Origin of the sequence: Rhizobium phaseoli, assembly GCF_010668805.1 — a bacterium.
GTDB lineage: Bacteria > Pseudomonadota > Alphaproteobacteria > Rhizobiales > Rhizobiaceae > Rhizobium > Rhizobium phaseoli_A.
This window is the reverse complement of the sequence record NZ_WUFT01000007.1, coordinates 181,783-207,319: the sequence shown is the minus strand read 5'-3', so window position 1 is coordinate 207,319 and position 25,537 is coordinate 181,783. Positions and strand designations below refer to the sequence as shown.

Below are 25,537 nucleotides of genomic sequence, written 5' to 3'. Positions count from 1 at the left end.
ATACCTGTATTGAATAGGCGCCCAGGGGGCCGGGCAATTGGAAGGGTGATTTGGACCCAAGCCACCCATGTTGCAAGTGAAATTCTTTCAACGAGGCATCAAAAAAATAGCACCGATTTCAATGTCAACCCGTTTTCTACGTCAGGCCCAGTCGCCGATCGCCGCCTGGACCACCGCCAAGGCTGCAACCGCTGCCGTATCGGCCCGCAGGATGCGCGGTCCGAGCGGAATCGCGGTGACGAAATCGAGGCTTCGAAGCCGCGCCCGCTCTTCTTCCGAAAAGCCGCCCTCCGGCCCGACGAGCAGAGCAAGATGCCTTTCCTTGATCGCCGACAGCACCGGCAGTGGGTTTTGCCCGGCATCGCCCTCGTCGCAATAGATGATGCGGCGCTCCCTCGGCCAGCGGTCGAGCAGGTCGAGAAGCCTCACGGGCTCGGCGACATCGGGGATGCCGAGAACGCCGCATTGCTCCGCCGCTTCGACGACATTGGCGCGCAGTTTGTCGAGATTGGTGATCTTTCCCTGGACGTGCTGGGTCATGACCGGCTGCAGCAGGCCGGCGCCCATTTCCACCGCCTTCTGCACGAGATAGTCCAGGCGGCCGACCTTGAGCGGGGCAAAGAGATAATGCAGGTCGCATGGCGCGGGCTGCGGCCGCGTCTCTTCGATTGCGGTCATCAGGATGCGTTTGCGTGTGGGGAAGGAGAGGGTCGCCTTCCACTCGCCGTCGCGGCCGTTGAAAAGCAGGATCTCCCCGCCGTCCTCCATCCTCAGCACGTTGGCGAGATAATTGAACTGGTCGGCATTCGCCTCGAGGGCGGCGGCGCTGGAAAGCGGCGCGTCGACGAAAAGCCGTTGCATACGGAAATTGGCGCGCATTTAAAAACTCGTGGGTTTCAGAGCATGTCGAAAAGTGTGAGTGGTTTTCTCATGACATCATGCTCTAATGCAGATCAGGATTCAGATTTCAGGCCGAGCGCGCCTGAAATCATCCTGTTCTAGACGAAGAGCACGAACATAACCCAATAAATCATGGCCGCAAGCGCTGCCGAAACCGGCACGGTGACGATCCAGGCAGCGATGATCGTCATGAAATGCGAGCGTCGCACGAGATAGCGCCGGCGTGTCTCGTGGATGTTCGGCTCCTCCGGCTCGTCGATATCGAAGCTTTCGGCCTTGCGCCTGATATAGGCGATGCGGCGCTTCGAATGGCGCGTATACCATTCCCGGAAGAAGCCGACGCCGAAGACGGCGCCGACGGCGATATGCGTGGTGCTGACCGGCAGGCCGAGCCAGGAGGCGACGATGACGGTGAAGGCGGTCGACAGCGCGACGCAATAGGCCCGCATCGGATTGAGCTTGGTGATCTCCTCGCCGACCAAGCGGATGAGGCGCGGCCCGAAGAGCAGCAGGCCGACGGAGATGCCGAAGGCGCCGATCAGCATCACCCAGAGCGGCGGATGGCCGATGCCGCCGCTGCCGCCAATGCCGATCGAATGGACGATCGCCGAAAGCGGCCCGACCGCGTTCGAAACGTCGTTGGCGCCATGGGCGAACGAAAGCAGCGCCGCAGAGCCGATCAGCGGCAGCCTGAACAGCACCCGCAACGAGCTGTTGCGGTTTTCCAGGTTCCGCGCCTGGGCGAGCACGAGCGGCCGGGCGGCAAGCCAGCTGACCAGGCCGATGCCGATTCCGATGAGAGTGATGGTGGAAGACGGAAATTTGCCGGTGGGCGACAGCTGCAGCACCATATAGGCCATGAAGCCGCCGGCCATCACCGCCACCAGCACAGGCACCCAGCGCTGGGCGGCCGCGACCTTGTCGTCGCGATAGATGATCAGGGTCTTGACGAGGTATAGCAATCCGGCCGCGATCAGCCCGCCGATCAGCGGCGAAGTGATCCAGCTGGAGGTGATCTCCAACATTACCTGCCAGTTCACCGGTTCTGGCCCGACGGCTGCGATGCCGGCGCCGATCACTGCGCCGACGATCGCATGGGTGGTGGAAACCGGCGCGTTCATCCAGGTTGCGAGATTGATCCAGAGGGCTGCGGCCATCAGTGCCGCCATCATGATCCAGCCAAGCAGCGCCGGCGGCACCTGGACGGCGTCGACGATGTTGGAGGAGATCGTCTTGACGACCTCACCGCCGGCGATCGTCGCGCCGAGAACCTCAAAAATCGCAGCGATGACCAACGCCTGGCCCATCGTCATGGCGCGCGCCCCGACGGCAGCGCCGACATTGTTGGTCACGTCATTGGCGCCGATGTTCATCGCCATGTAGCCGGCAAGGGCTGCCGCCGCCACGACGAGCACCGCGCCCGGCCGGTCGAACACGTAGACGCCGGCAAACAGCATGGCCAGACCGACGAAGATCAGCCCGAGACCGGGCGCCACCAGCCGCCGCAAAACATGCTTCGCCGCGTCCTCGGCATGGGTGATCTTGGCGAGGTCTTTGTCGAGCGTGCGTTTCGTGAGGATTGTGGGACGTGGCGGCATTCTTTTTCCGAGGTATGAAATCTGCTTCTACGCTGCTCTTCTAGCAGCGCAAGATGGCAGGATTCATTCCGCCGAAATCTGTTTGCCCGCTGGTCCCTGCTTTACTGCGCTGGCCGAAAGCCTCTCGGTCATCTTTCGCTTGAAGGCCAGCAAAAGGCCGCGCAGCTCAGGCTCGCGCACGCGCCCGGCCGCTTCGTCGAACGAGACCCATTCGATGCGGCGTTCGCCCTTTTCCTTGAAATTCTTCGCCATATCGGTGACTTCAAGCGCATAGACCTGCACTTTGCAGGCCACCTGCACGCCGTCGCGCAGGACTTTCGGATAGCTGTAAGCGCCAAGGGTTTCCGTCTCGACCGCGCCGCGGACGCCGGCTTCCTCAAAGGCCTCCTGTGCGGCGACCTCGTGGGCACATTTACCCCCCATCGGCCAGCCCTTGGGAATAACCCAGCGACCGGTATCGCGGCTCGTCATCAAAAGCACCTCGACATCACCGCTCTTCTTCTTCACCCGATAGCAGATCGCACCATATTGCTGTCGCGGCGGACGCCGGAACATCAGCTGCACATCGGATGCCAATCGGGCGAGAAGAGTCAACTGTCGGGTCACCTTCGCAGTGGTTGTTAGGAATCACTCATATAAGTGTATCACGAAAAGCTTACGCAATCCAAAAGCTGCAGACGCTCCGAATGCGATTCGATCCCCATTCATAGAGGAAATCACGCTGCGCCAGACTTAAAAATCCGTCACGGCCTGTTTCGAATGCGTCACGTTGCACAGGTGTACAATATGACGTGGGCTTGCCTTTCGTTCAATGGCAAGATCAAGTGATCCACTATCATTTCTGATTGTTGTCATCATGCGCCTTCCACCGCTCAATGCCGTCCGCGCCTTCGAGGCAGTCTGCCGTCACGGCAGCATTCTGAGGGCTGCCGGAGAGCTGAACGTGGTGCGCGGCGCTGTGCGCCAGCAGATTGCCACACTGGAGGGCCACTTCGGCCGCAAGCTCTTTGCGCGCGACGGCCGCAGGCTGGTCCCGACCGCGGAGGCCAGCGCTTTCGCCGAGGCGTCGGGCGCGGCTTTCGACATTCTGCAGCGCGCTGCTTGCGAGCTTGAAGGCGTGGTGCCGAGCTGCATCCGCCTCGGCGTGCCCTCCGCCTTCGCGGTCTGGTGGCTGATGCCGCGTGTCGCGGACATGCAGACGAGTCTCGGCGATATAGTGGTCGACATCGTACCGATGACGGTGGTCGAACCGCTGCAGATGCATCCGGAATTGGACGCTGTGATCATGGGCGGTGAATACCGGCCGTCCGCGGGGATTAGCGCCGTGCGGTTCATGGAGGACGAGTTCGGCCCGGTCGCCACACCGGCGCTTGCCGCGACGCTATCTGACGACCCGGCGGCGATGGGCCGGCTCACCATGCTTGCCAGCCGCAGCGTTCCCAAGCTCTGGGATGAGTGGTTTGTCGAAAGCGGCACGCCGCCGGTTGCCTTTTCCCGCCGCCAGGAATTCGAAGATCTGCTGCTGGCGCTCGGTGCCGCCCGCTCGGGGCTCGGCATCGCCCTTGCGCCGCGCGCCTCGATCGAGGACGATCTTCTGCGGGGTCAGCTGGTCGCACCCTACGGCTTCATCTCCCGTCCGTCCGGCTACAGCCTCTGCTGCCGCACGCCGGATGCCAAGCGACCGGGTTTTGCGGCCCTGCACGGCTGGCTGCGCCGTTGTGGGAAAGCGAGCTGAAAGGGCAGATTTTCTGCTCCTTCGACAGAATAACCTCCATATTCGCCGCCCTGTCGCTTCGTTAAAAATGTTGGAGCATCGGCAACGGGGATGAAATGATGGAAAAGACTGCGACGCGCATCGACTGGATCGGCAGCAGCTGCCGGCTGCTAAAGGCGACGGCGGCCGAATTCGAGCGGACGCGTCCCTTCGCTGGTCTGTCGATCGGCACCGGCATTCATCTGGAACCGAAGACGGTGGCGCTGCTGATGACGCTTCGCGCCGGCGGCGCCCGTCTTGTCTGCACCGGCAATCTCAACAGCACCCAGCCTTCGACGGTCGAATTCCTGCGATCCCAGGGTATTGCGGTCTTCGCCACGCAGACGACCGATCCCGCTGCCCACCATCGGAGCCTCGAAGCGGTGATGGCCGAAAAGCCGGATCTGCTGCTCGACAATGGCGGCGATCTCTTCGCCATGGCGGCGGAAAAGCCCTATGCCAATCTCCGCGGCGGCACCGAGGAGACCACCTCCGGGCGGACGCGACTGCTGCCGCTGCGCGAACGCCTGAACATGCCGATCCTCGTCATCAACGACAGCCCGATCAAGCAGTTTGCCGAAAACCGGCATGCCGTCGGCCAGAGCCTGTTCGAAAGCTATTTGCGCTTCACCAACCGCTCCACCAACGGCAAACGCGTGACGGTGTTCGGCTACGGCGCTTGCGGCAAGGGCACGGCTGCCTATTTCCGCAACGCCTTTTCCACCGTCAGCGTCGTCGATATCGACGCCGTGACGACACTCGAAGCCCATCTCGATGGTTTCGCCACGCCGCTGCGCGAGGCGGCAATCCGCTCGGCCGATATAATCGTCACCGTCACCGGCTTTGCCGGCATCGTCACTGCGGTCGACCTGCCGCTCGTCAAGGACGGGGCGATCCTGATGAACGGCGGCCATTTCCCGCATGAGATCGATATCGAGGCCTTCCGTCGGCATCCGGATGTCGTCGGCATCGATCGCTACGAGGCCGATCATATCGAGACGTTCCATCTCGCCGGCGGCCGTTCCTTCCATGTGCTTGGGGGCGGCCATATGGCCAATCTCGCCGGTCCGCGGCCGCTCGGCAATTCCGCCGAATCGATGGATCTCGGCTTCACCCTTCAGGTCCGCTGCCTGGAACGCATCGCCAAGGGCGAGGCCGGTCCCCAAGCCTGCATCGTGCCGGTCCCCGGCGATATCGACGCGATGGTGGCCAACGCTTATCTCGATTTGGCGCGCTAGGTCATTCGGCGAGTTGAGATCAGTTGATCTCGATGACGAGCTTCCCGTCCGCCTGCCGGTTTTCGATCAGCCGATGTGCCTCGTCGGTATCGCCAAGCATGAAGCGGTGCGGGTCGAGCCTCGGCATCACCTTGCCGGCTTCGACCAGCTTCGTCACTTCTCGCATGATCTCGCCGTGATGGGGGCGTCCTTCGCCGGTCAAAAGCGGCAGCAGCGTGAAAACGCCGGAATAGGTCGCCGCCTTGAAGGAGAGCGGCGCCAGCGCGTGATTTCCCCAGCCAAGGCAGCTCACGACATGGCCGAACCGGCTGACGGCCTGGAACGCCGTATCGAGCCCCTGGCCGCCGACCGTATCGTAGACCAGATCGAACCCCTTGCCGCCGGTATGTCTTGCGACATAGGTTTCCACCGTTTCCGCGGCACGATCGATCGGCGTTGCACCGAGACCGGCGAGATAGTCCATTTTCGAAGCGCCGTCGACGACATAGACCTGCGCCCCGACGGCCTTGGCGATCTGCACGACGATATGGCCGACACCGCCGCCGCCCAACACGAGGACCTTGTGATCGGCTCTCACTCCGGCACGGTCGACGAGCCCTTCCCAGGCGGTAATCGCGATCAGCGGCAATGCGGCGGCCTCGCGCATCGAAACATTTTGCGGCTTTGGTGCCAACAGTCCGGCGTCGACGGCTGCGAATTCGGCAAGCGATCCCTGAACGCCGCCGACGCCGCCGGTCATGCCATAGACCGCGTCGCCGCTGCGGAAACCGTCGACGCCGGGTCCGATCTCTTCGACGATGCCGGCCATATCGATGCCAAGAATGGCGCGGAGCGGGTGGCGCGCATGGGCCGCACTGCCGGCTCGGATCTTGAGGTCGAGCGGATTGACGCCGCTCGCCATGATACGCACCAGGACCTGGCCTTCGCCGGGCACCGGCTTTGCAACATCGGCGATCCGCAATGGCGAATTCGGCGATTCCGCCAGCAGCGCTTTCATCGTTGATTGTATCGACATGCAACTCTCCTTCGTTCGCAGTGTGGCGTCTACGGTCGCAACCGGTATTTCTGGAAGAAAGATCGCTCATTGAAACGCGAATGAAAATGAAAGACAACGACTGAAGCCCATGCATTTTTGTTTGATGGATACCAGCGATGGAATGGAGCGACCTGAAGCTGTTTCTGGCGATTGCGCGGTTCGGCACGCTGGGGGCAGCAGCCCGCAGCCTCCGGCTGACGCAGCCGACGATGGGGAGGCGGTTGCGTGCCCTTGAAGCCTCTCTTGGCCAGACGCTGTTTCAGCGCACCAGCGAGGGCTTCGTGCTGACGGAGGAAGGCGCGGTCGTGCTCGCCGGTGCCGAACGCATCGAGGAGGAGGCGCTTGCTGTGGAGCGCGTCCTTGCCGGCGGCAGCCGCCAGCTCGGTGGTTTTCTCAGGCTGTCCTCATCCGACTGGTTCGGCGTGCATATGCTTTCGCCGGTGCTGGCGGAATTCTCCCAAGTCCACCCCAAGGTGGTGGTTGAATTATTGACCGACAGCCGGCTTCTCAGCTTGCCGCGGCGCGAAGCCGACCTCGTTTTCCGCATTCAGCCCTTTACGGAAGCGGAGATCATATCGCGCAAGCTCATCCATATTGAATACGGCCTTTACATCCGCCGCGGCGCGCCGCACCCGAGAGCATTCGACGGCGCCGGCGCCCGCCTCGTCACCATGGACGAGGCTTTCGGCGATATGCCGGATGTCGGCTGGCTGCAGCGCCTCTTGCCGCGGGCCGAAATCGTCTTGCGCAGCAACAGCCGCGATGTGCAGGCGGCTATGTGCCAATGGAACAGGGCTCGCGGTCCTGCCGCGGCCGCTCGGTGATTCCCTTGCTGCCATCGAACTGGTCGATCTCGGCGAGGCACCGCCCGGCCGCGACACCTGGGTCGGCTATCACCGCGACATGAAACGCCTGGAGCGGCTGCGCGCCCTCCTGGATCTCGTCATCGAAAGATTGGCGGGCTGAACGACGCTGGTGCGAAACGCGTGAGCGGTTTTCGGGACGACATCGCTCCAGTGTATTGGCTGGGCCTGCCGTCAGCGCTCCCAATAGGGGACGGGTCCGTAAAGCTCCGCCAGATAGTCGATGAACAGCCGCACCTTGGCCGGCAGGAACTGCCGGCTGGGATAAACGGCAGACAGCGCCACATTGTGCGAACCCTCATAGGCCGGCAGCACCTGCATCAGCCGGCCGGCTTTGAGCTCTTCGCCGATATCCCAGGTGGAGCGCAGGGCGATCCCGAGACCTGAGATGACCGCCTCGCGGATGACTTCGCTGGAATTGGTGATCAGCATACCCTCCGGCCGCAGGCTGAGTGGCCCTTCCGGCCCGTTCAGCCGCCATGTATCATTGTTGTGCGCCGGCAGGCAGCGGTGGTGTTTCAGCTCATCGATATGCCTGGGCTCGCCATGTGCCGCGAGGTAATCCGGTGAGGCGCAGAGCAGCCGGCGCACCGGCGCCAGTCGGCGGGCGACGAGGCTAGAATCGGTGAGTTCGGCGATGCGGATCGCCAGGTCGAAACCGCCGCCGACGATGTCGCTGAATTCGTCCGTCAGCACCAGGTTGATCGCAAGCTCCGGATGCGCCAGCATGAACATCTTCAGATGCGGTGCTATGTGCATGCGTCCGAAGGAGGTCGGTGCCGAGATCTTCAGCGTGCCGTGCATCTGCGCCGAGCGGCCGGAAATATAGAATTCCGCCTCTTCCAGACCGGCGAGAATGCCGAGAACGCGGTCGTAGAAACCCTGTCCGGCCTCCGTCAGCGAGATCTGCCGCGTCGTACGCTGCAAAAGCCGGGTGCCCAGCCGATCCTCCAGCCGCTTGATCCGTTTGGAGACGACGGCGGGAGAAAAGCCGAGCGCGCGCCCGGCAAGCGACATGCTGCCTGTCGAAACGACCTTGGCAAAGATTTCGAGATCACCCAGATTGGTCATAAGGTTTTGTGACTTTTTCCTATTTTGGCATAAGTGCTTAGCATTTGCGCCAGTTTCGGGAAAGTGTTAAGCCGGGTCTATCGGCGGCAGGGAGGTTCGCGGCCGGTTTCCGCTGCCATTTCCTGTTGTCATTTTCCCGATGAAAGAGGGTCAGGGAGAACGCCATGTCCGACGCCATATCGTTTCTCGAGCCGCGCGCCGATGTGCTGGCGCGCCGAGCCCAGATCGTCGCCGATCTGACCGATCTTCTGCCGCCGGAATGCTTGGTTCATGAGGCCCGCGAACTGGTGCCGTTCGAGACCGACGCCTTCGTGTCCTACCGGCGCCTGCCGCTCGCCGTCGCCCTGCCGCGCACCACCGCCGAGGTTTCGGCCGTCATGCGTTATTGCCATCGCTACGGCATTCCCGTTGTGCCGCGCGGCGCCGGCACCTCGCTTTGCGGCGGCGCCATTCCGCAGGAGGACGCCGTCGTGCTCGGCCTGTCGAAGATGAACCGCATCCTCGAAATCGATCTGCTGAACCGCGTCGCCGTGGTCCAGGCCGGCGTCACCAATCTCAACATCTCCGAATCCGTCTCCGCGGACGGGTTTTTCTATGCTCCCGATCCGAGCTCGCAGCTCGCCTGCACCATCGGCGGCAATATCGGCATGAATTCCGGCGGCGCCCACTGCCTGAAATACGGCGTCACCACCAACAATCTGCTCGGCGTCAGGATGGTGCTGGTCGACGGCACGGTGATCGAACTCGGCGGCAAGGCGTTGGACGCGGCGGGATACGACCTGCTCGGCCTCGTCTGCGGCCATGAAGGCCAGCTCGGCATCGTCACCGAGGCGACGGTGCGGCTGATCGCCAAGCCGGAAGGCGCACGCCCCGTGCTCTTCGGCTTTGAAGCGTCGGAAGAGGCCGGCGCCTGTGTTGCCGATGTCATCGCCGCCGGCATCGTCCCGGTCGCGATCGAATTCATGGACAAGCCGGCCATCGAGATCTGCGAGGCCTTTGCCCATGCCGGCTATCCTCTCGATGTCGGCGCGCTGCTGATCGTCGAGGTCGAAGGCTCGGAAGCGGAAATGGACGCCACGCTGAAGGACATAGTCGAGATCGCCCGCCGCCACGGCGTCAAGACCGTGCGCGAATGCCAGTCGGCCACCGAAGCGGCGCTGATCTGGAAGGGTCGCAAATCCGCCTTCGGCGCCACCGGCCGGATCGCCGACTATATCTGCATGGACGGTACCGTGCCGCTCAGCCAGCTGTCCCACGTGCTGAAGCGAACGGCGGAGATCATCGATCATTACGGCCTGCGGGTCGCCAACGTCTTCCATGCCGGCGACGGCAACATGCATCCGCTGATCCTCTTCAACGCCAACGATCCGGAGGATGCCGCCCGCGCCGAGGCGGCCGGCAACGATATCCTCAGGCTCTGCGTCGACGCCGGCGGCTGCCTGACCGGCGAACACGGCGTCGGCATCGAGAAGCGCGACCTGATGCGGCATCAATATTCCGACGCCGATCTCACCCAGCAGATGGCGGCGCGCGCTGCCTTCGATCCCGGCTGGCTCCTCAACCCGTCCAAGGTCTTCCCGCTCGAAGGGCGCCCCGCCGCATGATCGATCTGACGCCGACAAGCGAGGAAGAGGCGGCGGCGATCGTTCGCGCCCATGCGGAGGTGGGCCGGCCGCTTGCCATCTGCGGCGGCGATACCCGCTCGGGTTTCGGCAATGCCGTTGCCGCTGAAGACCGGCTGCGCTCGACCGGTCTTGCTGGGATCGTCGCCTACAACCCCGGCGAAATGGTCATGACGGTGCGATCGGGTACGCCGCTTGCCGAGGTCGAGGCAGCTCTTTCCGACAGCGGCCAGATGCTCGCCTTCGAGCCGATGGATCATCGCCCTGTCATGGGAACCTCGGGCGAGCCGACCATCGGCGGTGTCTTTGCCGCCAATGTCTCCGGCCCGCGTCGACTGATCGCCGGGGCTGCCCGCGACAGCCTGCTCGGTGTGCGCTTCGTCAACGGCAAGGGTGAGATCATCAAGGCCGGCGGCCGGGTGATGAAGAATGTCACCGGCCTCGACCTCGTCAAGCTGATCGCCGGCTCGCATGGCACGCTGGGCTTCCTCACCGAAGTCACTTTCCGGGTGCCGCCGCGCCCGAAGACCGAGCGCACGGTGGTTCTCTCCGGTCTCAACGACGCCGAGGCGGCAAACGCCATGGCGGCGGCGATGGCGCTGCCGGTCGAAGTCTCCGGCGCCGCCCACCTGCCGCTGACGGTGACGTGGAAATTTCTTGCCGGCAGATTGCCGGAGGGCGAGGCGACGGTTTTGCGCATCGAAGGCTTGGCCAGTTCGGTCGAGGTGCGCTCGGAAAAGCTTGCGGCGGCAATGTCCGCCTTTGCGACGGTGACGCGGCTGGATGAGCCTGAAAGCCGCAGCCTCTGGCAGGAAATCCGCGACGTACTGCCCTTTGCCGACGGCACGGCGCGTCCGGTCTGGCGCGTCTCGGTCGCTCCCGGCATCGGCCATCAGCTGGTCGCAGCGCTACGCCTCGAGGCTGGCGTCGACGCCTTCTACGATTGGCAGGGAGGTCTTGTCTGGCTGCGCATGGAAGCCGGCCCCGAAGGCCAGCTGGTTCGCCGCTACATCAAGGCGCTCGGCGGCGGTCATGCGACGCTGATCCGCGCGTCGGAGCAGGCGAGGGCGGTAACCGCGGCGTTTCATCCGGAGCCCGAGGCGGTGGCGATGCTGTCGAAGCGGGTGAAGGAGAAGTTCGATCCGGCCGGGATTTTTAATCCGGGGAAGATGGGGTGAGAAGATGAGTCTGCGTCTGGGTTACCCCGCTCTGTCCTGCCGGACATCTCCCCCACAAGGGGGGAGATCGGCAAGAGGTTGGAGCAGTGCTTCCTATCTGCCGTGGTGGAATCGCAGTGCCTTAGTTGTTTGGGGAAGCGGTCAACCCCAGCCAATCTCCCCCCTTGTGGGGGAGATGTCCGGCAGGACAGAGGGGGGTGTCCCAGGCACAACGCCCTCGAAGCGGAGGCCTCGCTAGATGCAAACCAACTTCACCCCCGCCCAGCTCCTCGACCCTGATGTCGCCGAATCCGAGCAGATTCTGCGCAAATGTGTCCATTGCGGTTTCTGCACGGCCACCTGTCCCACCTATGTGACGCTCGGCAACGAGCTCGACAGTCCGCGCGGCCGTATCTACCTGATCAAGGATATGCTGGAAAACGGCCGCCCCGCCGATGCCGAGGTCGTCACCCATATCGACCGTTGCCTCTCCTGCCTTGCCTGCGTCACCACCTGTCCCTCCGGTGTCGACTACATGCACTTGGTCGATCACGCCCGCGCCCATATTGAAAAGACCTACAAGCGTCCGTTGATGAACAGGCTGACACGGGCGATCCTTGCCGCCGTGCTGCCCTATCCCGGCCGTTTCCGCCTGGCGCTCAATCTTGCCCGCCTCGGCCGGCCCTTTGCCGGCCTGATGCGGGGAGGTGCGCTGAAACCCTTCGCCGCCATGCTGGCGCTTGCGCCGCGCCGCATCCCCGCAGCGTCGGCCTTCGCAAAACCCGGCAGCTACCCGCCCGAGACCGAACGGCGCGGCCGGGTGGCGATGCTTTCCGGCTGTGCCCAACCGGTGCTCGATCCCGGCATCAACGCGGCGGCGATCCGGCTTTTGACCCGCCTCGGCGTCGAGGTCGTGCTGCCGGAAGGCGAAGTCTGCTGCGGTTCGCTCGTCCATCACATGGGCCGCGCCGAACAGGCGCTCGCCAGCGCCCGAGCCAATGTCGATCTCTGGACGCGCGAAATCGACGGGCAGGGGCTCGATGCCATTATCATCACCGCGTCGGGCTGCGGCACGACGATCAAGGATTACGGCCATATGCTGCGCCTCGATCCCGCCTATGCCGCAAAGGCGGCGAGGGTCTCGGGCCTCGCCAAGGACGTCACCGAATATCTCGCAACCCTCGATCTGCCGGCGCATATGCCAAAGGGCATTACCGTCGCCTATCACTCCGCCTGTTCCATGCAGCACGGCCAGCGCATCACGCTGACGCCGAAGCAATTGCTGAAAGCCGCAGGTTTTATCGTGCGCGATCCGGCGGAAGGCCATCTCTGCTGCGGTTCCGCCGGCACCTACAACATCATGCAGCCGGAGATCTCGGCTGCCTTGAAGGCACGCAAGGTCAAGAATATCGAGGCGACCAAGGCCGACGTCATCGCCACCGGCAATATCGGCTGCATCACCCAGATCGCCACCGGCACCGGCATGCCGATCCTGCATACGGTCGAGCTGCTCGATTGGGCTTATGGTGGCGCTGTGCCGGAAAAATTAAGAGGTTTGCCGCTAGATTGACGAGAAAGGCCCGATCGGGCCGGTCTCGGGAGTTTAGACGATGTGGCGGGGAATGATTGTGCTTGCGGGATTACTCGTTGCGGCAGGAACTGCCCATGCGAATAGCCGTTTTTTCTGTTCCGCCGATGACACGGAAACGCGCTTCACGCTCGAAAGCGGTTTCGAAAGCGAAGCCGGCCACAAGCTCAACCATTTCCGCGGCGCGCTTGTTGTCAAGGATCCGGCGCAATCGACCGTGTTCGGCAAGCGTGTTTTCGAATCACAGCATTTGACCAACCATTGGTCGCGCGACGGCGATCTGCTGCTGGAAGTCTTTGATGGCGGCGAAGATGACACCGGCGGAGCAACGCTGGATCTGGTCGTGGTTGCCGGCGAACGCGGCAAGCCGGCTGCAACTTTCAGCGGCACCTATTCCCTGACGATCGAAGGCGGCAGCAAACCCTATGCCGTCGAGGGCAAGGTCAGCTGCGGCGCAAAATAGCACCGCAGCCGAAATTCAATTGTTCAATTACCAATGGAACGCGACGCCGACGTTGACGGCATTGGTGAAGATGTTGGTCTTCAGGTCCACGCCGCTGTCGATCGGAACGTCGATGCGCGAATAGGTGCCCTTGTATTCGACGAAGGTCGACCAGCGCTCGGTCACCTTGAAGTCGACGCCGGCCTGAGCCTGCAGCGTCACGCCGCCGAATTCATAAGCCCAGGTCTTGCCTTCGGGGCGAATCACTTCGACATGCGGAATGTTCACGCCGATACCGGCGCCGAGATAGGGCGTCCAGCGGCGGGCAGGATCCTGGAAGCGGTAGAGCCCGTTCACCGTCAAGAGGTTCAGGCCGTCGGTGAATTCGAAATGCGACCAGCCGGTCTTTTCAAGCGTATCGTCGTCGGCATAGACCTTGTCATGGGTATAATCGAGCGAAATACCCCAGTTCGGCTTGTTGAAGTTCTCAAGCCACCAGGTGACGCGGCCGCCATAGTAAGGCGGGCTGCCGAAGGACTTGCCTTCCCAGCCGGCGGTGAAATGCGTGCCGTCGGAAAGATCGACGCCGCTATGCGGTGCCGTCTGATAGCCGCCGTAGATAGAGAATTGCAGGTCTTCCGCCGAGGCGGAGGCTGCCGAACAGATCGTGAAGAACGCGATGCCCGCAAGCAGCGAAGCGGAAGAGCGCAGCGCATATGTCATTGAATAGCCCCGATATTGCAAATAAGTCGTCCTTGCCGCAGATGTGCCAGCTTTCCGCCGCAATGTCTAAGAAAAATAAAAGGCGCGTCAAAGAGCGCCTTTCGTTTTTTTCGCGAGTGTTGCTCAGCCGCCGAACATCGTCCGCAGCACGTCGATGCCCCGATCCTCGAAAGCGACCTTGCCCTGCCGGTTGCCCGGGCCGATGACGATCACCTTGGTGCCGACGGGCGCGCGATCGTAGAGATGCGTCACATCCTCGTTCATCATCCGGATGCAGCCGGAAGACATGTTGAGGCCGATCGTCCACGGCTGGTTGGTGCCGTGGATGCGGAAGATGGTATCGCGGCCGCCCTGGTAGAGATACATGGCCCGCGCCCCGAGCGGATTGTCCTCGCCACCTTCCTGGAAGGCAGGAATCATGTGACCCTTGGCGGCTTCGCGGCGGCGCATCTCGGCCGGCGGCGTCCAGCCCGGCCATTCGGCCTTGCGGCCGATCTTGACGACACCCGACCAGCCGAAGCCGTCACGGCCGACGCCGATTCCGTAGCGGGTGGCCCGGTTGTTGCCTTCGACGAGGTAGAGATACTTGTTGTTGGTATCGATGATCACGGTGCCCGCCGCTTCCGGCGTCACCAGCCGCACCTTCTTGCGCTTGAACTGCGGCTTCACATATTTCGGCATCTGCGCGACGCGCACAATCTGCGTCGGATGCCGTGTATTGTCGGGCGTGGAGCCGGCCGGCGCTGCAAAGGCGGATGTAGACATCAAGGACAGGACAAGTCCGGCGGCAGCCAGACCCGGCATTAATTTGATCATGATTGATTCCCCTCAAGCAAATCCGCCCGAGGCTACATGAACTTCTGCCCGATTCAAGATCGGCGTGGCCGGATAAGGCGTTTTTGGAGGAGGGAGCCGCCTGTTCTTGCGGCTTTCTACAGCATGATGCCGAAAAGTGTGTGCGGTTTTCGGACGACATCATGCTCTAACTATTTAATTTAGAGCAGGATTCAGATTTTAGGCCGATAGAGCCTAAAATCATCCTGTTCTAGAGCATTCCCGTTTTCTACGAAACGCGGAAATGCTCTATCCTTTTGTTTTTACGCAATTCCCCGCAAAAGCGCTTCCCGCTTTGCCTGGCAAAATCGCTGCACACTTCTGCTGGAATTGCTCTCGCTACTATGCGTGCCGTTACATGACGATGACGCGGGTTCCGACGTTGACGCGGTCATAGAGGTCGACGACGTCTTCGTTGCGCAGACGAATGCAGCCGGAGGAGACGGCGCTGCCGATCGACCAGGGCGCGTTGGTGCCGTGGATGCGGTAAAGCGTCGAGCCGAGATACATGGCGCGTGCGCCGAGCGGGTTTTCCGCGCCGCCGTCCATGCGCGCCGGCAGGTAGTGGCCCTTGGCGGCTTCGCGGCTGATCATCTCGGACGGCGGCGTCCAGTCTGGCCATTCCTGCTTACGGGTGATCTTATGGGCGCCTGCCCATTCGAAGCCGGGCTTGCCGACGCCGACGCCGTAACGCCGCGCCTTGCCACCCTGCATCACCAGATAGAGGAAGCGGTTGTTGGTATCGATGACGATCGTGCCGGGCCTTTCCTGCGTGTCGTAGTCGACCATCTGCGGCAGGTATTGCGGCTCGATCGGATGGCGGATCGCCGGTATGCCGGGATTGATCGCCGAAACGGTCTGCGGTGACACTTGCGGCGCCTGGCGCAGTGCGCGGCGCTGGAAAAGGCCACGCTGCTGCGGCTGGATGGCCGGCCGCTGGTAGACGACGGGACGAACCGTGCCGCCGCCCAACTGATTGATCCAGGGCGCCGTCAGGTCAGGGCTGAGCACGACCGGTGGGCGAGTGGCGTAGCGGTCGTCTGCAAGGGCGGACGTGGAGAAAATGCCGAAGATGGCTGCGGCAAAAACAAGCTGTTTCATCATCGGACGGACTCTCTACAAATGACCGAAAACGTTGGCGGGATACATCCGCCTGGGCGGATATGTTCCGCCCGGGAAAGACGCTGCCACCCAATCCGCCAGCGAATGGTAAAGATCGATTCATGAAAAGCCGACCGACCGGATAAACTTTTCGTCAGGGTTACCGTTCGGTTTGGAAAGACGGTTTGCAAATGGTAAAGCCGGAATCATAACCGGAAAACGAAGCGGACCCGGCGAACAGACGGACCCGGGAATGAAGCGGACATGAGCGAGACAGGCATCATCATCGGCGAGGACGGCAGGAGCCGATGCCACTGGCACGCCAATCTGCCCGATTATCTCAGATATCATGACGAGGAATGGGGCCGCCCAGTCACCGATGACATTCGCCTCTTCGAGAAGATCTGCCTCGAAGGCTTCCAGTCCGGTCTTTCCTGGCTGACCATCCTGCGCAAGCGGGAGAATTTTCGCGCCGCCTTTTCCGGCTTCGATTTCGAGAAGGTCGCTCTCTTCGGCGAGGAGGACGTTGCTCGCTGCCTGGCCGATGCCGGCATCATCCGCCATCGCGGCAAGATCGTGTCGACCATCAACAATGCCAGGCGCGCCATTGCGCTCAGGGAGGAATTCGGCTCGCTCGCCCATTATTTCTGGCGCTACGAACCCGGCCATAACGAGCGGCCCGTGGTGGTCGACCGCAATCATATCGTCGCAAATCCGACGACGCCGACCTCGACGGTGATTTCAAAGGATCTGAAGAAGCGCGGCTGGACCTTTGTCGGCCCGACCACAGTTTATGCTTTCATGCAGGCGATGGGTCTCGTCAACGATCATCTGGAGGGCTGCTTCTGCCGTCCCGAGGTCGAGGCGATGCGCGCCGCTTTGGTTCGTCCATGAAAGAAGATGCATCCGTGAGAACATTGATCGCCGCCGCTGCTCTGTTTTTCCTGCCGGTCTCAGCCATGGCGCAGACGCCGCAGCTCGATCCCGGCGAGAAGCTTGAGAAACTTCAGTTCCCGGCCGTCACCATGCAGCTGAAGGGCTGGACGAAGTTCGGCAACAGCCATGTCTATACGCTGCCGGTGCGCACCGGCCAGCACCTGAAGATCGACTTTGCCACCAAAAGCAAGTTCGCCTACTTGGCGATCTTCGACCTGTCGAAACCGGATGACGAGGCTTTCTTCGGCACCGACGAGGACGGCTTGAGCTTCGAGACGACGGTCAAGGAAAACACCACCTGGCTGCTGCGTCCCTACTATTCGAAGGTCTCGCCGCGCCGCGGCCTCGGCGCGCCCTTCAGCATTCTGATCGAGCCTTTGGCCACTGCGCCGAAGCAGCCGCAGCCACCTGCCGAGCCGGAGCGCCCGTCGCTGTTTCCGAAGGCGCCGGCTGCCAAGCCGCAATAAACGGAACGTTTTGCCCCCTATGCCAGCCGGTCGATCAGGTCGCGCAATTCGCCGAGATGGCCGATCTTGCGGAAGCGCGGCGCCTCCGTCGGCTCTTCCACATGTTCCAGCACCCAGGTGAGTTCGTGCGGCACGAAGACGCCGTAGCTGCCGGCGGCGATCGCCGGCACGATGTCGGATTTCAGCGAATTGCCGACCATCATCGCCCGCTCCGGCCCGTCGCCGACCTTGGCGAAGATGCGCCGATAGGTGACGGCGGTCTTGTCGGAGACGATCTCGACGGCATCGAACAAGTCGCCGAGCCCGGATTGGGCGAGCTTGCGCTCCTGATCGAAGAGATCGCCCTTGGTGATCATCACCAGCAGATATTTGCCGGCAAGCGCCTCCAGCGTGTCGCGCACATGCGGCATGGTCTCGACCGGATGGGAAAGAAGATCGCGGCCGGTATCGAGGATCTTGGCGATCACGCCGGCGGGAATCTTGCCCTCGGTGATCTCGATCGCCGTCTCGATCATCGACAGCGTAAAACCCTTGATGCCGAAGCCGTAATGGCGAAGGTTGCGCTTCTCGGCTTCCAGCAGCCGCTCGGAAATCTTCGGTCCTTCGGCGAAATCGGCAAGAAGCCCGGTGAAATGCGCTTCCGTCAGCCGGTAATATTGTTCGTTCTGCCAGAGCGTGTCGTCGGCATCGAAGCCGATCGTGGTCAGTGGTCGCGTCGTCATATGCGTACCTTTGAGCATGATGCCGAAAAGTGTCAGCGGTTTTCTTATGACATCATGCTCTAACTCTTTCATTGAGATATGGCCGGCAATTTACCGCTCGCCTGTGTCGAGACAAGGGCTGTGTCGAGACAAAGGCGTTCCGCTGCCGCTGCGACAAGGCGCGCGTTGAAAACCACCGCTGCCGCACTACATCGAGTTTGCCTCACCGTGCAGCCAGCCACGGCTGTGCCTGTCACGCGCAGGCCAATAATCAAAAAATGACGTTCAGCGGTTCGCAAGCCCCTCTTGCGGCAGACACAAAGGATTTTTCGACCATGCGTTACAATCAACTCGGAAATACGGGACTTTTTGTCTCGGAAATCTGCCTGGGCACCATGACCTTCGGCGAAGCCAAACAGGGCAGCATGTGGGGCGCCATCGCCGACGTCGACCAGAATGCCGCCGACCGGATCGTCGAGCGCTCGCTTGCATCAGGCGTCAATTTCATCGACACGGCCGATGTCTACTCTGCCGGCGAGTCCGAAAGGCTGCTCGGCCAGGCGCTGAAGAACCTCGACGTGCCCCGCAAGGATGTCGTCATCGCCACCAAGGTCTACGGCGTCATGGGCGACAAGCCGAACGACCGCGGCGCCTCGCGCGGCCACATCATGGATTCGGTGGAGGCGAGCCTCAAGCGCCTGCAGACCGATCATATCGACCTCTATCAGATCCACGCCACCGATACGGTGACGCCGATCGAGGAGACGCTGCGCGCCTTCGACGATCTCGTTTCCCGCGGCCCCGTGCGTTATATCGGTGTCTCCAACTGGCAGGCTTGGCGCATTTCCAAGGCGCTCGGCCTCTCCGAACGCCGCGGCTTTGCCCGTTTCGAAACGGTGCAGGCCTATTATTCGATCGCCGGCCGCGATCTGGAGCGCGACATCGTGCCGATGATGCAGGAGGAGAAGCTCGGCCTGATGGTCTGGTCGCCGCTCGCCGGCGGTCTGCTCTCCGGCAAATACGGTCCCGGCGCGCCCGGCAACGGCGAGGGCCGCCGCGCCAGTTTCGACTTCCCGCCCGTCGACAAGGACAAGGCCTGGGCCTGTGTCGCCGTCATGCGCGAGGTCGCCGAAAAACACGGCGTCAGCGTCGCCACCGTGGCGCTCGCCTATATCCTCGCCAAGCCTTTTGTCACCACCGTTATCATCGGCGCCAAGCATGTCGACCAGCTCGACCAGAACCTCGCCGCCGTCAAGCTGAAGCTCGATGGCGACGATATGAAAAGGCTCGACGAGGTCAGCGCCCTTGCTCCGGAATATCCGGGCTGGATGCTGGCGCGCCAGGGCGCCGGCCGCCGCCCGGCCGATTTCGAGCCGAAGGATTGAGATCGCCGAGAACTCGCGGAACGCCGGATATTCCGGCGTTCCCATTTCTTGCAAACCTCGCTCTTTACTCGGTCATCCTCGGCCTTGTGCCGAGGATCTGCTGCGCTCGTTGCAGATGCTCGGGACAAGCCCGAGCATGACGAAAGAGGAGTGGACGACTTTATCGGCAGCCAAGAACGGCTTGTTACTTGCCGTGAGCCTTGAGCCAGGCGTTCATCTCGGCGATCTCGGCCTCCTGCGCCTTGATCACCCCTCCGGCGAGTTTGCGGATTTCGGCATCCTTACCGTATTGGAGCTCGATCTTCGCCATGTCGATCGCGCCCTGATGGTGCGGGATCATGCCGCGGACGAAATCCACATCGGGATTGCCGCTATACTCGATCATCATATCCTTATGCATCTTGGCGTTGGCCTCGCTGAAGGCGTGGCTTGCCGCATCGTGGCTGCCCATTGGCTTGCTCATGTCCATCGACATGTCTTCGGCAAGGCTGGGGGCGGCAACGAAAGCAAGCATTGTAGCAAGCGTAATGATTTTCAGAGACATGAGAGATCCTTCCACTGTCTGACAATAGATCTTCCAGGCAGCAGGGCTACCTGATTGGCATGGAATGAAGTCAGGACAGTCGGGGAGGGGGCGCCTGCGGCGCGGGCCTTTTATCATCCAGAGCGCGGGCAAGTGCCGGGGCGGGATAGCCGAAAACGGATGTTCCGCCATCCATGACCGTCACCGTCGGCGGCAACAGAAGACAGGCGGCGCAAAGCGGCATATGCGCAGCGTCACCGCCGGCGCAGGGCTCTTTCAAGGGAGCAGCATGGCATGGTCCCTCGGGCATATTCTCTTTGGACACATCCATGCCGGCCATCTGATGGTGCATGCTGCCGGCCTCGACGGCGACCGGCATATTCATCGACGCGCATGCCCGGCAGCCCGCCCATGCAGACATGGCGCTGTAGACCAGCCAGCCGAGTAACATCGTAATGAGCGCGAGTGTCCGCATGATGTTTCATATAGGCGAATGCAGGCCGCGCGCCAAGCTGGCCGACGATGGCAGGTTGACGGATCACGGCAGTGTCATGCCTCTTACCAGGCAGCAATCACCTTGTGCTCGATCCGATAATCCCGGCTCTCCTCGCCGAGTGGCGCGACCGGCCATGTCCAAGCTGCCTTTGCCGGCGGCGGCGAGACACCATGCAGCAGGTCGGCCTCTTCATGCGTCCTGCCGTTGCGGTCGATAACGGCATAGGCGATGTCGGTCACCAGGCAATGGCGGCAAGAGAGCCCCGAAAGGCTGGCCAGATGCGCGGCGATCAGCCTTTCCACCGTATCTTCAGCCATGCGGCCGGCCTCGGCCTCGTGGCGCCGTTTGACGCCGCGGCCGATCTGCGACAGCAGGTTGGCCGAAACCACGAAATCGAGATAGGGCACCGTGCGCAGGAAGCCGAGCGGTTCGGGTTCCCTGCCGGCGGCGAGATCGTCATAGCCGGAGAGATCCCGCTCGATCAGCCGGACATTGCGATAGCCCTTGGCCGTCAGCCACAGGCGCACCGAGGCGAGATGGACGAGATCGACCAGCACCACGGTGTCGAAATCGCGCCAGTTCTTCGATCGGCACGTCGCGCAGCAGGCCCGAGCCGAGCACGACGGCCGTCCGCTTCTGCCTGAGATCGGCCGCAGCCGCGCGGATCGCATTGCGGCTCATCTCCTCATGTTCGGCCCAATCCTTGGAGCACCGTCCGGCTCGTGACCAGAGATTGACGGAATAGCGAATGAACTTTCGATAGGGCTTGCCGGTGAGCGGCCATGTTGCGGCATAGAGAAGCGTCTCGGTGATCATGAATGTATCCGCATTTCTGATGGACGCCTCTGCTTCAATCGATTCTGCCTGCGGCTTCAAGGCCCTTCGCCCTTGCCGCTGCTTGCCCAATCCGCTAGGAAACCGCCACTGTCACAGTCAGCGGAATTGCCGGAAATGAACGACAAGCAGAAGAAACCGCAAAAGCTCAAAGCCCGCCTGCCGCGCGGCTTCGTCGACCGCACGGCCGCCGATATCCGTGCCGTCAACGAGATGACGGCAAAGATCCGGGAAGTCTACGAGCATTATGGTTTCGATCCGCACGAAACGCCGCTGTTCGAATATACCGATGCGCTGGGCAAATTCCTGCCCGACAGCGACCGGCCGAACGAGGGCGTCTTCTCGCTGCAGGACGACGACGAGCAATGGATGTCGCTGCGTTACGACCTGACGGCGCCGCTCGCCCGTCATGTCGCCGAGAATTTCAACGAGATCCAGCTTCCCTACCGCACCTATCGCGCCGGTTACGTCTTCCGCAACGAGAAGCCCGGCCCCGGCCGCTTCCGCCAGTTCATGCAGTTCGATGCCGATACCGTCGGCGCGCCTGGTGTTCAGGCCGATGCCGAAATGTGCATGATGATGGCCGATACGCTTGAGGCCCTCGGCATCAGGCGCGGCGACTATGTCATCCGCGTCAACAACCGCAAGGTTCTGGATGGCGTGCTGGAGGCGATCGGCCTCGGCGGTGACGACAAGGCCGGCCAGCGGCTCAGCGTGCTGCGCGCCATCGACAAGCTCGACAAGTTCGGCTCGGAGGGCGTGGCCCTGCTGCTCGGTGCCGGCCGCAAGGATGAGTCCGGCGACTTCACCAAGGGCGCCGGTCTCGACCAGGCGCAGATCGACAAGGTGCTGTTCTTCGTCGGCATCAAGGATTATGCCGAAAGTGCAGAGCGCCTGGCCGAACTCGTTGCCGGAACCTCTAGGGGTGGCGAAGGCGTCGAGGAGCTGAATTTCATCGGTGCGCTGGTCACCAGCGCCGGCTATCAGTCCGACCGCATCAAGATCGACCCTTCCGTCGTGCGTGGCCTCGAATATTATACCGGCCCGGTCTACGAGGCCGAGCTCAGCTTCGACGTCACCAACGAAAAGGGTGAAAAGGTCGTCTTCGGTTCGGTCGGCGGCGGCGGCCGTTATGATGGCCTCGTCTCCCGCTTCATGGGTCAGCCGGTTCCGGCCACCGGCTTTTCGATCGGCGTCTCCAGGCTGATGACGGCGCTGAAGAACCTCGGCAAGCTCGGCGCCAGCGAAGTCATCGAGCCCGTGCTGGTGACCGTCATGGACGGTGATGTCGAGGCGATGGGCCGCTATCAGAAGATGACGCAGCAGCTGCGCGCTGCCGGCATCCGCGCCGAGATGTTCCAGGGCAACTGGAAGAAGTTCGGCAACCAGCTGAAATATGCCGACCGCCGCGGCTGCCCCATCGCCATCATCCAGGGCGGCGACGAGCGCGCAACCGGCGACGTGCAGATCAAGGATCTGATCGAGGGCAAACGGCTCTCCGGCGAGATCGAGGACAATGCCAGCTGGCGCGAGGCGCGCGTGGCCCAGGAGACGGTGCCGGAAGCCGACTTGGTCGCCAAGGTGAGGGAGATCCTTGCGGCGCAGGCGGAGGATCGGAAGAGGGCGGGCGATGCGCAGTAAACCCCTCCCCAACCCCTCCCCACAAGAGGGAGGGGCTTTCAGTGGCGCCGCTGTGCCCAACTCGACCTTTGTTTCATCGACGGTCCTCTCGATTTGTTTCGGCGATCGCCGCGGGTTAGTCCCTCCCCCTTGTGGGGAGGGCTTGGGGAGGGGACTTTTCCCAGGAGCCACACCATGCCCCTGATCAACCTCCCCGAATTCGCCAACGACCTGCTGGCCGAATTTACCGCCCGCAACACCGAGCGCATCGACACGCCGGTGATCCAGCCGGCCGAGCCCTTTCTCGATATCGCCGGCGAGGATCTGCGCCGCCGCATCTTCATGACGGAGAGCGAAACCGGCGCCAGCCTCTGCCTGCGTCCCGAATTCACCATCCCCGTCTGCCTGCGCCACATCGAGGCGGCAACCGGCACGCCGAGGCGTTACGCCTATCTCGGCGAGGTTTTCCGCCAGCGCCGCGACGGTGCCAATGAATTCTATCAGGCCGGCATCGAAGATCTCGGCGACATCAACCTGTCCGGCGCCGACGCCCGCGCCATCGGCGATGCCACCGGCATTCTCGCTCGCCTGCTGCCGGGCCGGCGCCTATCGGTGACCCTTGGCGATCAGGCGGTGTTCGAAGCCGTCGTCCAGGCGCTCGGCCTGCCGCTCGGCTGGCAGAAGCGCCTGATCCACGCTTTCGGCAACATGACTCAGTTGGAAGCCTTGCTTGCCGGCCTCGTCAGCCCGCAATTCGTCACTGGCCTGGACGACGATATTGCCAGGCTTGTCGCGTCAGGCGACGAGCAGGCGCTGGTCGGCCATATCGAGCAGGAGATGCAGGCGACGGGTTATTCGGCCAATGCCGGCCGCTCGCCGTTGGAAATCGCCCGGCGGCTCAAGGAAAAGCTCATCCTCTCCGAAACCCGTCTCGACGACGCGGCCTTCCATGTGCTGGAGGAGTTCCTGTCGCTCAATGTGCCGCTCGTCAATGCGTCCGCGGCGCTGGCCGGTTTCGCCGATGCGGCCGGCCTGAAACTCGGTAACGCGCTATCGCGCTTCAACGGCCGCGTCGCCGCCCTTGCCAATGCCGGTGTCGACCTCTCTTGCGTTGACTACCGCGCCGCCTTCGGGCGACCGCTCGATTATTATACCGGCCTCGTCTTCGAGGTGACGGTGGAGGGTTCGGCGGCGGTTCTGGCCGGCGGCGGTCGCTATGATAGGCTCTTGACCTTCCTCGGCGCGACGGACCGCATTCCGGCCGTCGGCTTCTCCTTCTGGCTCGACCGCATCGAAACCGAAAGGGCAGCCGCATGACCATCACCATCGCGCTTCCCTCCAAGGGCCGGATGAAGGACGATGCGTCGGCAATCTTCGAGCGGGCCGGCATGCCGATCACGGCTGTGGGCAACGACCGCTCCTATCGCGGCCGCGTCGAAGGCTGGGACAATGTCGAAATCGCCTTCCTCTCTGCTTCCGAAATCTCCCGCGAACTCGGCAACGGCACCGTCGATTTCGGTGTCACCGGCGAAGATCTGATGCGGGAAGGCTTTGCCGAAGTCGACAAGCGTGTCGAATTCTGCGCCCGCCTCGGCTTCGGCCATGCCGATGTCGTCGTCGCCGTGCCGGAGATCTGGCTTGATGTGGAGACCATGGCCGATCTCGTCGATGTCGCTGCCGATTTCCGTGCCCGTCATTCCAGGCGCCTTGCCATCGCCACCAAATACTGGCGGCTGACCCAGCAGTTCTTTTCGAGCCAGCACGGCATCCAGCTTTATCGGATCGTCGAAAGCCTCGGGGCCACCGAGGGTGCTCCGGCCTCCGGCTCGGCCGATATCATCGTCGACATCACCTCCACCGGCTCGACGCTGCGCGCCAACCGCCTGAAAGTGCTCCAGGACGGCGTCATCCTGCATTCACAGGCCTGCCTCGTGCGCGCCCGCAGGGAAAGCCATACGGGCGAACCGGTCGTGCAGGCGATTATCGAAGCGGTGCGCGCCGCCCTCTGATTTTAGCGATCATTGAATGCATAAGAGAACCCGCCGTCAATTCAATGACGGCGGGTTCTGCATGGCTGGGAGGATGTCTGCTGAATCAGGCAGCCGCATAGGCGCCGCGGCGGGCGTCAATCGAATAGGCACCGGCACCGACGGTGGCGAGCAGTATGTACGCGCCGGCAAGCGTGATGTTCTTCATGACCATGATCTGGTTGAGAATATTCACGAGTTCCGCGCCACTTGCGTAAGGCAGATGGAAGGCAACGGCCGTGAAGACACAGAACGCCGCGAGCAGCCAGCCGGCAATGCGGACCTGGAAGCCAGTGAGAACCGCAAGGCCGGCGAGCAGTTCGAAAAGGCCTGCGACATACGCCAACAGGGTTGCTGCCGGCAGGCCGGCACCGGCGATCATGCCCGCAGTACCGGCAGGATCGGTTAGCTTCATGAAGCCGGAAAGGACGAACATGAACGACAGAAGAATGCGGGCAATCAGGATAATGGCGTTCGACATGGATGCTGTCTCCGTTTGAATGGCTCTGGAGATCTTGGTGCCCCGGCACCGTGTGGACCTCGGATGCCTCCTATGTCGCTCATTTCTCCTGTTGTGGAAAGATAAACGAACGGGGACACTTTGTTCAATAATATGGAACGA

The 25,537-nt window shown here is 62.5% G+C and carries 24 protein-coding genes and 2 pseudogenes; 13 read left to right on the top strand and 13 right to left on the bottom strand.

Annotation, left to right across the window (positions count from 1 at the left end):
* Positions 1-141: 141 nt before the first annotated feature.
* The 3 genes from GR197_RS13085 to GR197_RS13075 all read right to left on the bottom strand — a co-directional run bounded on the left by GR197_RS13085 (position 142) and on the right by GR197_RS13075 (position 3,092).
* Complete coding sequence (locus GR197_RS13085; protein WP_164010052.1) at positions 142-879, bottom strand: 16S rRNA (uracil(1498)-N(3))-methyltransferase; 738 nt, start codon at positions 877-879, stop codon at positions 142-144.
* A 119-nt stretch (positions 880-998) separates the two neighbouring features.
* Positions 999-2,498 carry an inorganic phosphate transporter gene (locus GR197_RS13080; protein WP_164010050.1) on the bottom strand — a complete coding sequence of 500 codons (1,500 nt, stop codon included), beginning with the start codon at positions 2,496-2,498 and terminating at the stop codon, positions 999-1,001.
* Positions 2,499-2,561: 63 nt separating this feature from the next.
* Complete coding sequence (locus GR197_RS13075; protein ID WP_164010048.1) at positions 2,562-3,092, bottom strand: NUDIX hydrolase; 531 nt, start codon at positions 3,090-3,092, stop codon at positions 2,562-2,564.
* A 262-nt stretch (positions 3,093-3,354) separates the two neighbouring features.
* On the opposite strand from GR197_RS13075, the gene GR197_RS13070 reads away from it, so the two are divergent.
* Together GR197_RS13070 and GR197_RS13065 are read left to right on the top strand one after the other, a co-directional pair.
* Entirely contained in the window at positions 3,355-4,233 is an 879-nt protein-coding gene (locus GR197_RS13070) for a LysR substrate-binding domain-containing protein (RefSeq protein WP_164010046.1), read from the top strand.
* A 98-nt stretch (positions 4,234-4,331) separates the two neighbouring features.
* On the top strand, positions 4,332-5,489 hold the full coding sequence (locus tag GR197_RS13065; RefSeq protein ID WP_164010044.1) for an adenosylhomocysteinase: 1,158 nt from the start codon (positions 4,332-4,334) through the stop codon (positions 5,487-5,489).
* A gap of 19 nt (positions 5,490-5,508) precedes the next feature.
* Here GR197_RS13065 and GR197_RS13060 read toward each other — a convergent pair whose 3' ends face one another.
* Positions 5,509-6,504 (bottom strand): zinc-dependent alcohol dehydrogenase family protein, encoded by a 996-nt coding sequence (locus GR197_RS13060; RefSeq protein ID WP_164010042.1) that lies wholly within the window; start codon positions 6,502-6,504, stop codon positions 5,509-5,511.
* Positions 6,505-6,641: 137 nt separating this feature from the next.
* Here GR197_RS13060 and GR197_RS13055 point away from each other — a divergent pair.
* A pseudogene (locus GR197_RS13055) lies at positions 6,642-7,491 on the top strand (LysR family transcriptional regulator).
* Between the two features lie 71 nt (positions 7,492-7,562).
* Here GR197_RS13055 and GR197_RS13050 read toward each other — a convergent pair.
* Positions 7,563-8,459: a LysR family transcriptional regulator gene (locus tag GR197_RS13050; RefSeq protein ID WP_164010039.1), complete on the bottom strand. Its 897-nt coding sequence runs from the start codon at positions 8,457-8,459 to the stop codon at positions 7,563-7,565.
* A gap of 164 nt (positions 8,460-8,623) precedes the next feature.
* Between GR197_RS13050 and GR197_RS13045 the strand changes: the two genes are divergently transcribed.
* The 4 genes from GR197_RS13045 (at position 8,624) to GR197_RS13030 (ending at position 13,289) form a co-directional block, all read left to right on the top strand.
* Positions 8,624-10,063, top strand: coding sequence for an FAD-linked oxidase C-terminal domain-containing protein (locus GR197_RS13045; protein ID WP_164010037.1), 1,440 nt, complete (start codon positions 8,624-8,626; stop codon positions 10,061-10,063).
* Positions 10,060-11,259, top strand: coding sequence for a glycolate oxidase subunit GlcE (gene glcE / locus GR197_RS13040; protein ID WP_164010034.1), 1,200 nt, complete (start codon positions 10,060-10,062; stop codon positions 11,257-11,259). The genes GR197_RS13045 and glcE overlap by 4 nt, the downstream gene beginning before the upstream one ends.
* Positions 11,260-11,497: 238 nt before the next feature.
* Positions 11,498-12,808, top strand: a complete 1,311-nt coding sequence (glcF, locus tag GR197_RS13035; protein ID WP_164010032.1) for a glycolate oxidase subunit GlcF — start codon at positions 11,498-11,500, stop codon at positions 12,806-12,808.
* 40 nt (positions 12,809-12,848) lie between these two features.
* On the top strand, positions 12,849-13,289 hold the full coding sequence (locus tag GR197_RS13030; protein WP_164010030.1) for a hypothetical protein: 441 nt from the start codon (positions 12,849-12,851) through the stop codon (positions 13,287-13,289).
* Between the two features lie 27 nt (positions 13,290-13,316).
* On the opposite strand, the gene GR197_RS13025 is transcribed toward GR197_RS13030, so the two are convergent.
* The 3 genes from GR197_RS13025 to GR197_RS13015 all read right to left on the bottom strand — a co-directional run bounded on the left by GR197_RS13025 (position 13,317) and on the right by GR197_RS13015 (position 15,929).
* Complete coding sequence (locus tag GR197_RS13025; RefSeq protein WP_164010028.1) at positions 13,317-13,991, bottom strand: outer membrane protein; 675 nt, start codon at positions 13,989-13,991, stop codon at positions 13,317-13,319.
* A 123-nt stretch (positions 13,992-14,114) separates the two neighbouring features.
* Complete coding sequence (locus GR197_RS13020; protein WP_164010026.1) at positions 14,115-14,807, bottom strand: L,D-transpeptidase; 693 nt, start codon at positions 14,805-14,807, stop codon at positions 14,115-14,117.
* Positions 14,808-15,179: 372 nt separating this feature from the next.
* Entirely contained in the window at positions 15,180-15,929 is a 750-nt protein-coding gene (locus GR197_RS13015) for a L,D-transpeptidase (RefSeq protein WP_164010024.1), read from the bottom strand.
* Positions 15,930-16,190: 261 nt separating this feature from the next.
* Between GR197_RS13015 and GR197_RS13010 the strand changes: the two genes are divergently transcribed.
* Together GR197_RS13010 and GR197_RS13005 are read left to right on the top strand one after the other, a co-directional pair.
* Positions 16,191-16,820, top strand: a complete 630-nt coding sequence (locus GR197_RS13010; RefSeq protein WP_164010021.1) for a DNA-3-methyladenine glycosylase I — start codon at positions 16,191-16,193, stop codon at positions 16,818-16,820.
* Positions 16,817-17,329 carry a hypothetical protein gene (locus GR197_RS13005; protein ID WP_164010020.1) on the top strand — a complete coding sequence of 171 codons (513 nt, stop codon included), beginning with the start codon at positions 16,817-16,819 and terminating at the stop codon, positions 17,327-17,329. The genes GR197_RS13010 and GR197_RS13005 overlap by 4 nt, the downstream gene beginning before the upstream one ends.
* A gap of 17 nt (positions 17,330-17,346) precedes the next feature.
* Here GR197_RS13005 and GR197_RS13000 read toward each other — a convergent pair whose 3' ends face one another.
* Positions 17,347-18,051 carry an HAD family hydrolase gene (locus GR197_RS13000; RefSeq protein WP_164010018.1) on the bottom strand — a complete coding sequence of 235 codons (705 nt, stop codon included), beginning with the start codon at positions 18,049-18,051 and terminating at the stop codon, positions 17,347-17,349.
* Positions 18,052-18,365: 314 nt separating this feature from the next.
* Here GR197_RS13000 and GR197_RS12995 point away from each other — a divergent pair, with 314 nt between their 5' ends.
* Positions 18,366-19,415 (top strand): aldo/keto reductase, encoded by a 1,050-nt coding sequence (locus GR197_RS12995; RefSeq protein ID WP_164010016.1) that lies wholly within the window; start codon positions 18,366-18,368, stop codon positions 19,413-19,415.
* A 184-nt stretch (positions 19,416-19,599) separates the two neighbouring features.
* Here the strand turns inward: GR197_RS12995 and copM are convergent, their stop codons facing one another.
* The 3 genes and pseudogenes from copM to GR197_RS12980 form a co-directional block, all read right to left on the bottom strand.
* Entirely contained in the window at positions 19,600-19,959 is a 360-nt protein-coding gene (gene copM, locus GR197_RS12990) for a CopM family metallochaperone (RefSeq protein WP_164010014.1), read from the bottom strand.
* A 70-nt stretch (positions 19,960-20,029) separates the two neighbouring features.
* Entirely contained in the window at positions 20,030-20,413 is a 384-nt protein-coding gene (locus tag GR197_RS12985) for a hypothetical protein (RefSeq protein ID WP_164010012.1), read from the bottom strand.
* A gap of 83 nt (positions 20,414-20,496) precedes the next feature.
* Positions 20,497-21,250 (bottom strand): annotated as a pseudogene (locus GR197_RS12980) (hypothetical protein).
* 135 nt (positions 21,251-21,385) lie between these two features.
* On the opposite strand from GR197_RS12980, the gene hisS reads away from it, so the two are divergent.
* From hisS to hisG, 3 genes are all read left to right on the top strand, one after another.
* The gene (hisS, locus tag GR197_RS12975; protein WP_164010010.1) at positions 21,386-22,909 is read left to right on the top strand and encodes a histidine--tRNA ligase; all 1,524 of its coding nucleotides are present in this window, start codon (positions 21,386-21,388) and stop codon (positions 22,907-22,909) included.
* A 174-nt stretch (positions 22,910-23,083) separates the two neighbouring features.
* Positions 23,084-24,205, top strand: a complete 1,122-nt coding sequence (locus GR197_RS12970) for an ATP phosphoribosyltransferase regulatory subunit (protein ID WP_164010008.1) — start codon at positions 23,084-23,086, stop codon at positions 24,203-24,205.
* The gene (gene hisG / locus GR197_RS12965) at positions 24,202-24,897 is read left to right on the top strand and encodes an ATP phosphoribosyltransferase (protein WP_164010006.1); all 696 of its coding nucleotides are present in this window, start codon (positions 24,202-24,204) and stop codon (positions 24,895-24,897) included. The genes GR197_RS12970 and hisG overlap by 4 nt, the downstream gene beginning before the upstream one ends.
* 85 nt (positions 24,898-24,982) lie before the next feature.
* On the opposite strand, the gene GR197_RS12960 is transcribed toward hisG, so the two are convergent.
* On the bottom strand, positions 24,983-25,396 hold the full coding sequence (locus GR197_RS12960) for a DoxX family protein (protein WP_164010004.1): 414 nt from the start codon (positions 25,394-25,396) through the stop codon (positions 24,983-24,985).
* Between the last annotated feature and the right edge of the window lie 141 nt (positions 25,397-25,537).

Bases quoted from the DNA above. Each gene is read 5' to 3' on its own strand.
- GR197_RS13085 (WP_164010052.1), bottom strand. From the start codon at position 879: ATGCGCGCCAATTTCCGTATGCAACGGCTTTTCGTCGACGCGCCGCTT.
- GR197_RS13080 (WP_164010050.1), bottom strand. From the start codon at position 2,498: ATGCCGCCACGTCCCACAATCCTCACGAAACGCACGCTCGACAAAGAC.
- GR197_RS13070 (WP_164010046.1), top strand. From the start codon at position 3,355: ATGCGCCTTCCACCGCTCAATGCCGTCCGCGCCTTCGAGGCAGTCTGC.
- GR197_RS13065 (WP_164010044.1), top strand. From the start codon at position 4,332: ATGGAAAAGACTGCGACGCGCATCGACTGGATCGGCAGCAGCTGCCGG.
- GR197_RS13060 (WP_164010042.1), bottom strand. From the start codon at position 6,504: ATGTCGATACAATCAACGATGAAAGCGCTGCTGGCGGAATCGCCGAAT.
- GR197_RS13050 (WP_164010039.1), bottom strand. From the start codon at position 8,459: ATGACCAATCTGGGTGATCTCGAAATCTTTGCCAAGGTCGTTTCGACA.
- GR197_RS13045 (WP_164010037.1), top strand. From the start codon at position 8,624: ATGTCCGACGCCATATCGTTTCTCGAGCCGCGCGCCGATGTGCTGGCG.
- glcE (WP_164010034.1), top strand. From the start codon at position 10,060: ATGATCGATCTGACGCCGACAAGCGAGGAAGAGGCGGCGGCGATCGTT.
- glcF (WP_164010032.1), top strand. From the start codon at position 11,498: ATGCAAACCAACTTCACCCCCGCCCAGCTCCTCGACCCTGATGTCGCC.
- GR197_RS13030 (WP_164010030.1), top strand. From the start codon at position 12,849: ATGTGGCGGGGAATGATTGTGCTTGCGGGATTACTCGTTGCGGCAGGA.
- GR197_RS13025 (WP_164010028.1), bottom strand. From the start codon at position 13,991: ATGACATATGCGCTGCGCTCTTCCGCTTCGCTGCTTGCGGGCATCGCG.
- GR197_RS13020 (WP_164010026.1), bottom strand. From the start codon at position 14,807: ATGATCAAATTAATGCCGGGTCTGGCTGCCGCCGGACTTGTCCTGTCC.
- GR197_RS13015 (WP_164010024.1), bottom strand. From the start codon at position 15,929: ATGATGAAACAGCTTGTTTTTGCCGCAGCCATCTTCGGCATTTTCTCC.
- GR197_RS13010 (WP_164010021.1), top strand. From the start codon at position 16,191: ATGAGCGAGACAGGCATCATCATCGGCGAGGACGGCAGGAGCCGATGC.
- GR197_RS13005 (WP_164010020.1), top strand. From the start codon at position 16,817: ATGAAAGAAGATGCATCCGTGAGAACATTGATCGCCGCCGCTGCTCTG.
- GR197_RS13000 (WP_164010018.1), bottom strand. From the start codon at position 18,051: ATGACGACGCGACCACTGACCACGATCGGCTTCGATGCCGACGACACG.
- GR197_RS12995 (WP_164010016.1), top strand. From the start codon at position 18,366: ATGCGTTACAATCAACTCGGAAATACGGGACTTTTTGTCTCGGAAATC.
- copM (WP_164010014.1), bottom strand. From the start codon at position 19,959: ATGTCTCTGAAAATCATTACGCTTGCTACAATGCTTGCTTTCGTTGCC.
- GR197_RS12985 (WP_164010012.1), bottom strand. From the start codon at position 20,413: ATGCGGACACTCGCGCTCATTACGATGTTACTCGGCTGGCTGGTCTAC.
- hisS (WP_164010010.1), top strand. From the start codon at position 21,386: ATGAACGACAAGCAGAAGAAACCGCAAAAGCTCAAAGCCCGCCTGCCG.
- GR197_RS12970 (WP_164010008.1), top strand. From the start codon at position 23,084: ATGCCCCTGATCAACCTCCCCGAATTCGCCAACGACCTGCTGGCCGAA.
- hisG (WP_164010006.1), top strand. From the start codon at position 24,202: ATGACCATCACCATCGCGCTTCCCTCCAAGGGCCGGATGAAGGACGAT.
- GR197_RS12960 (WP_164010004.1), bottom strand. From the start codon at position 25,396: ATGTCGAACGCCATTATCCTGATTGCCCGCATTCTTCTGTCGTTCATG.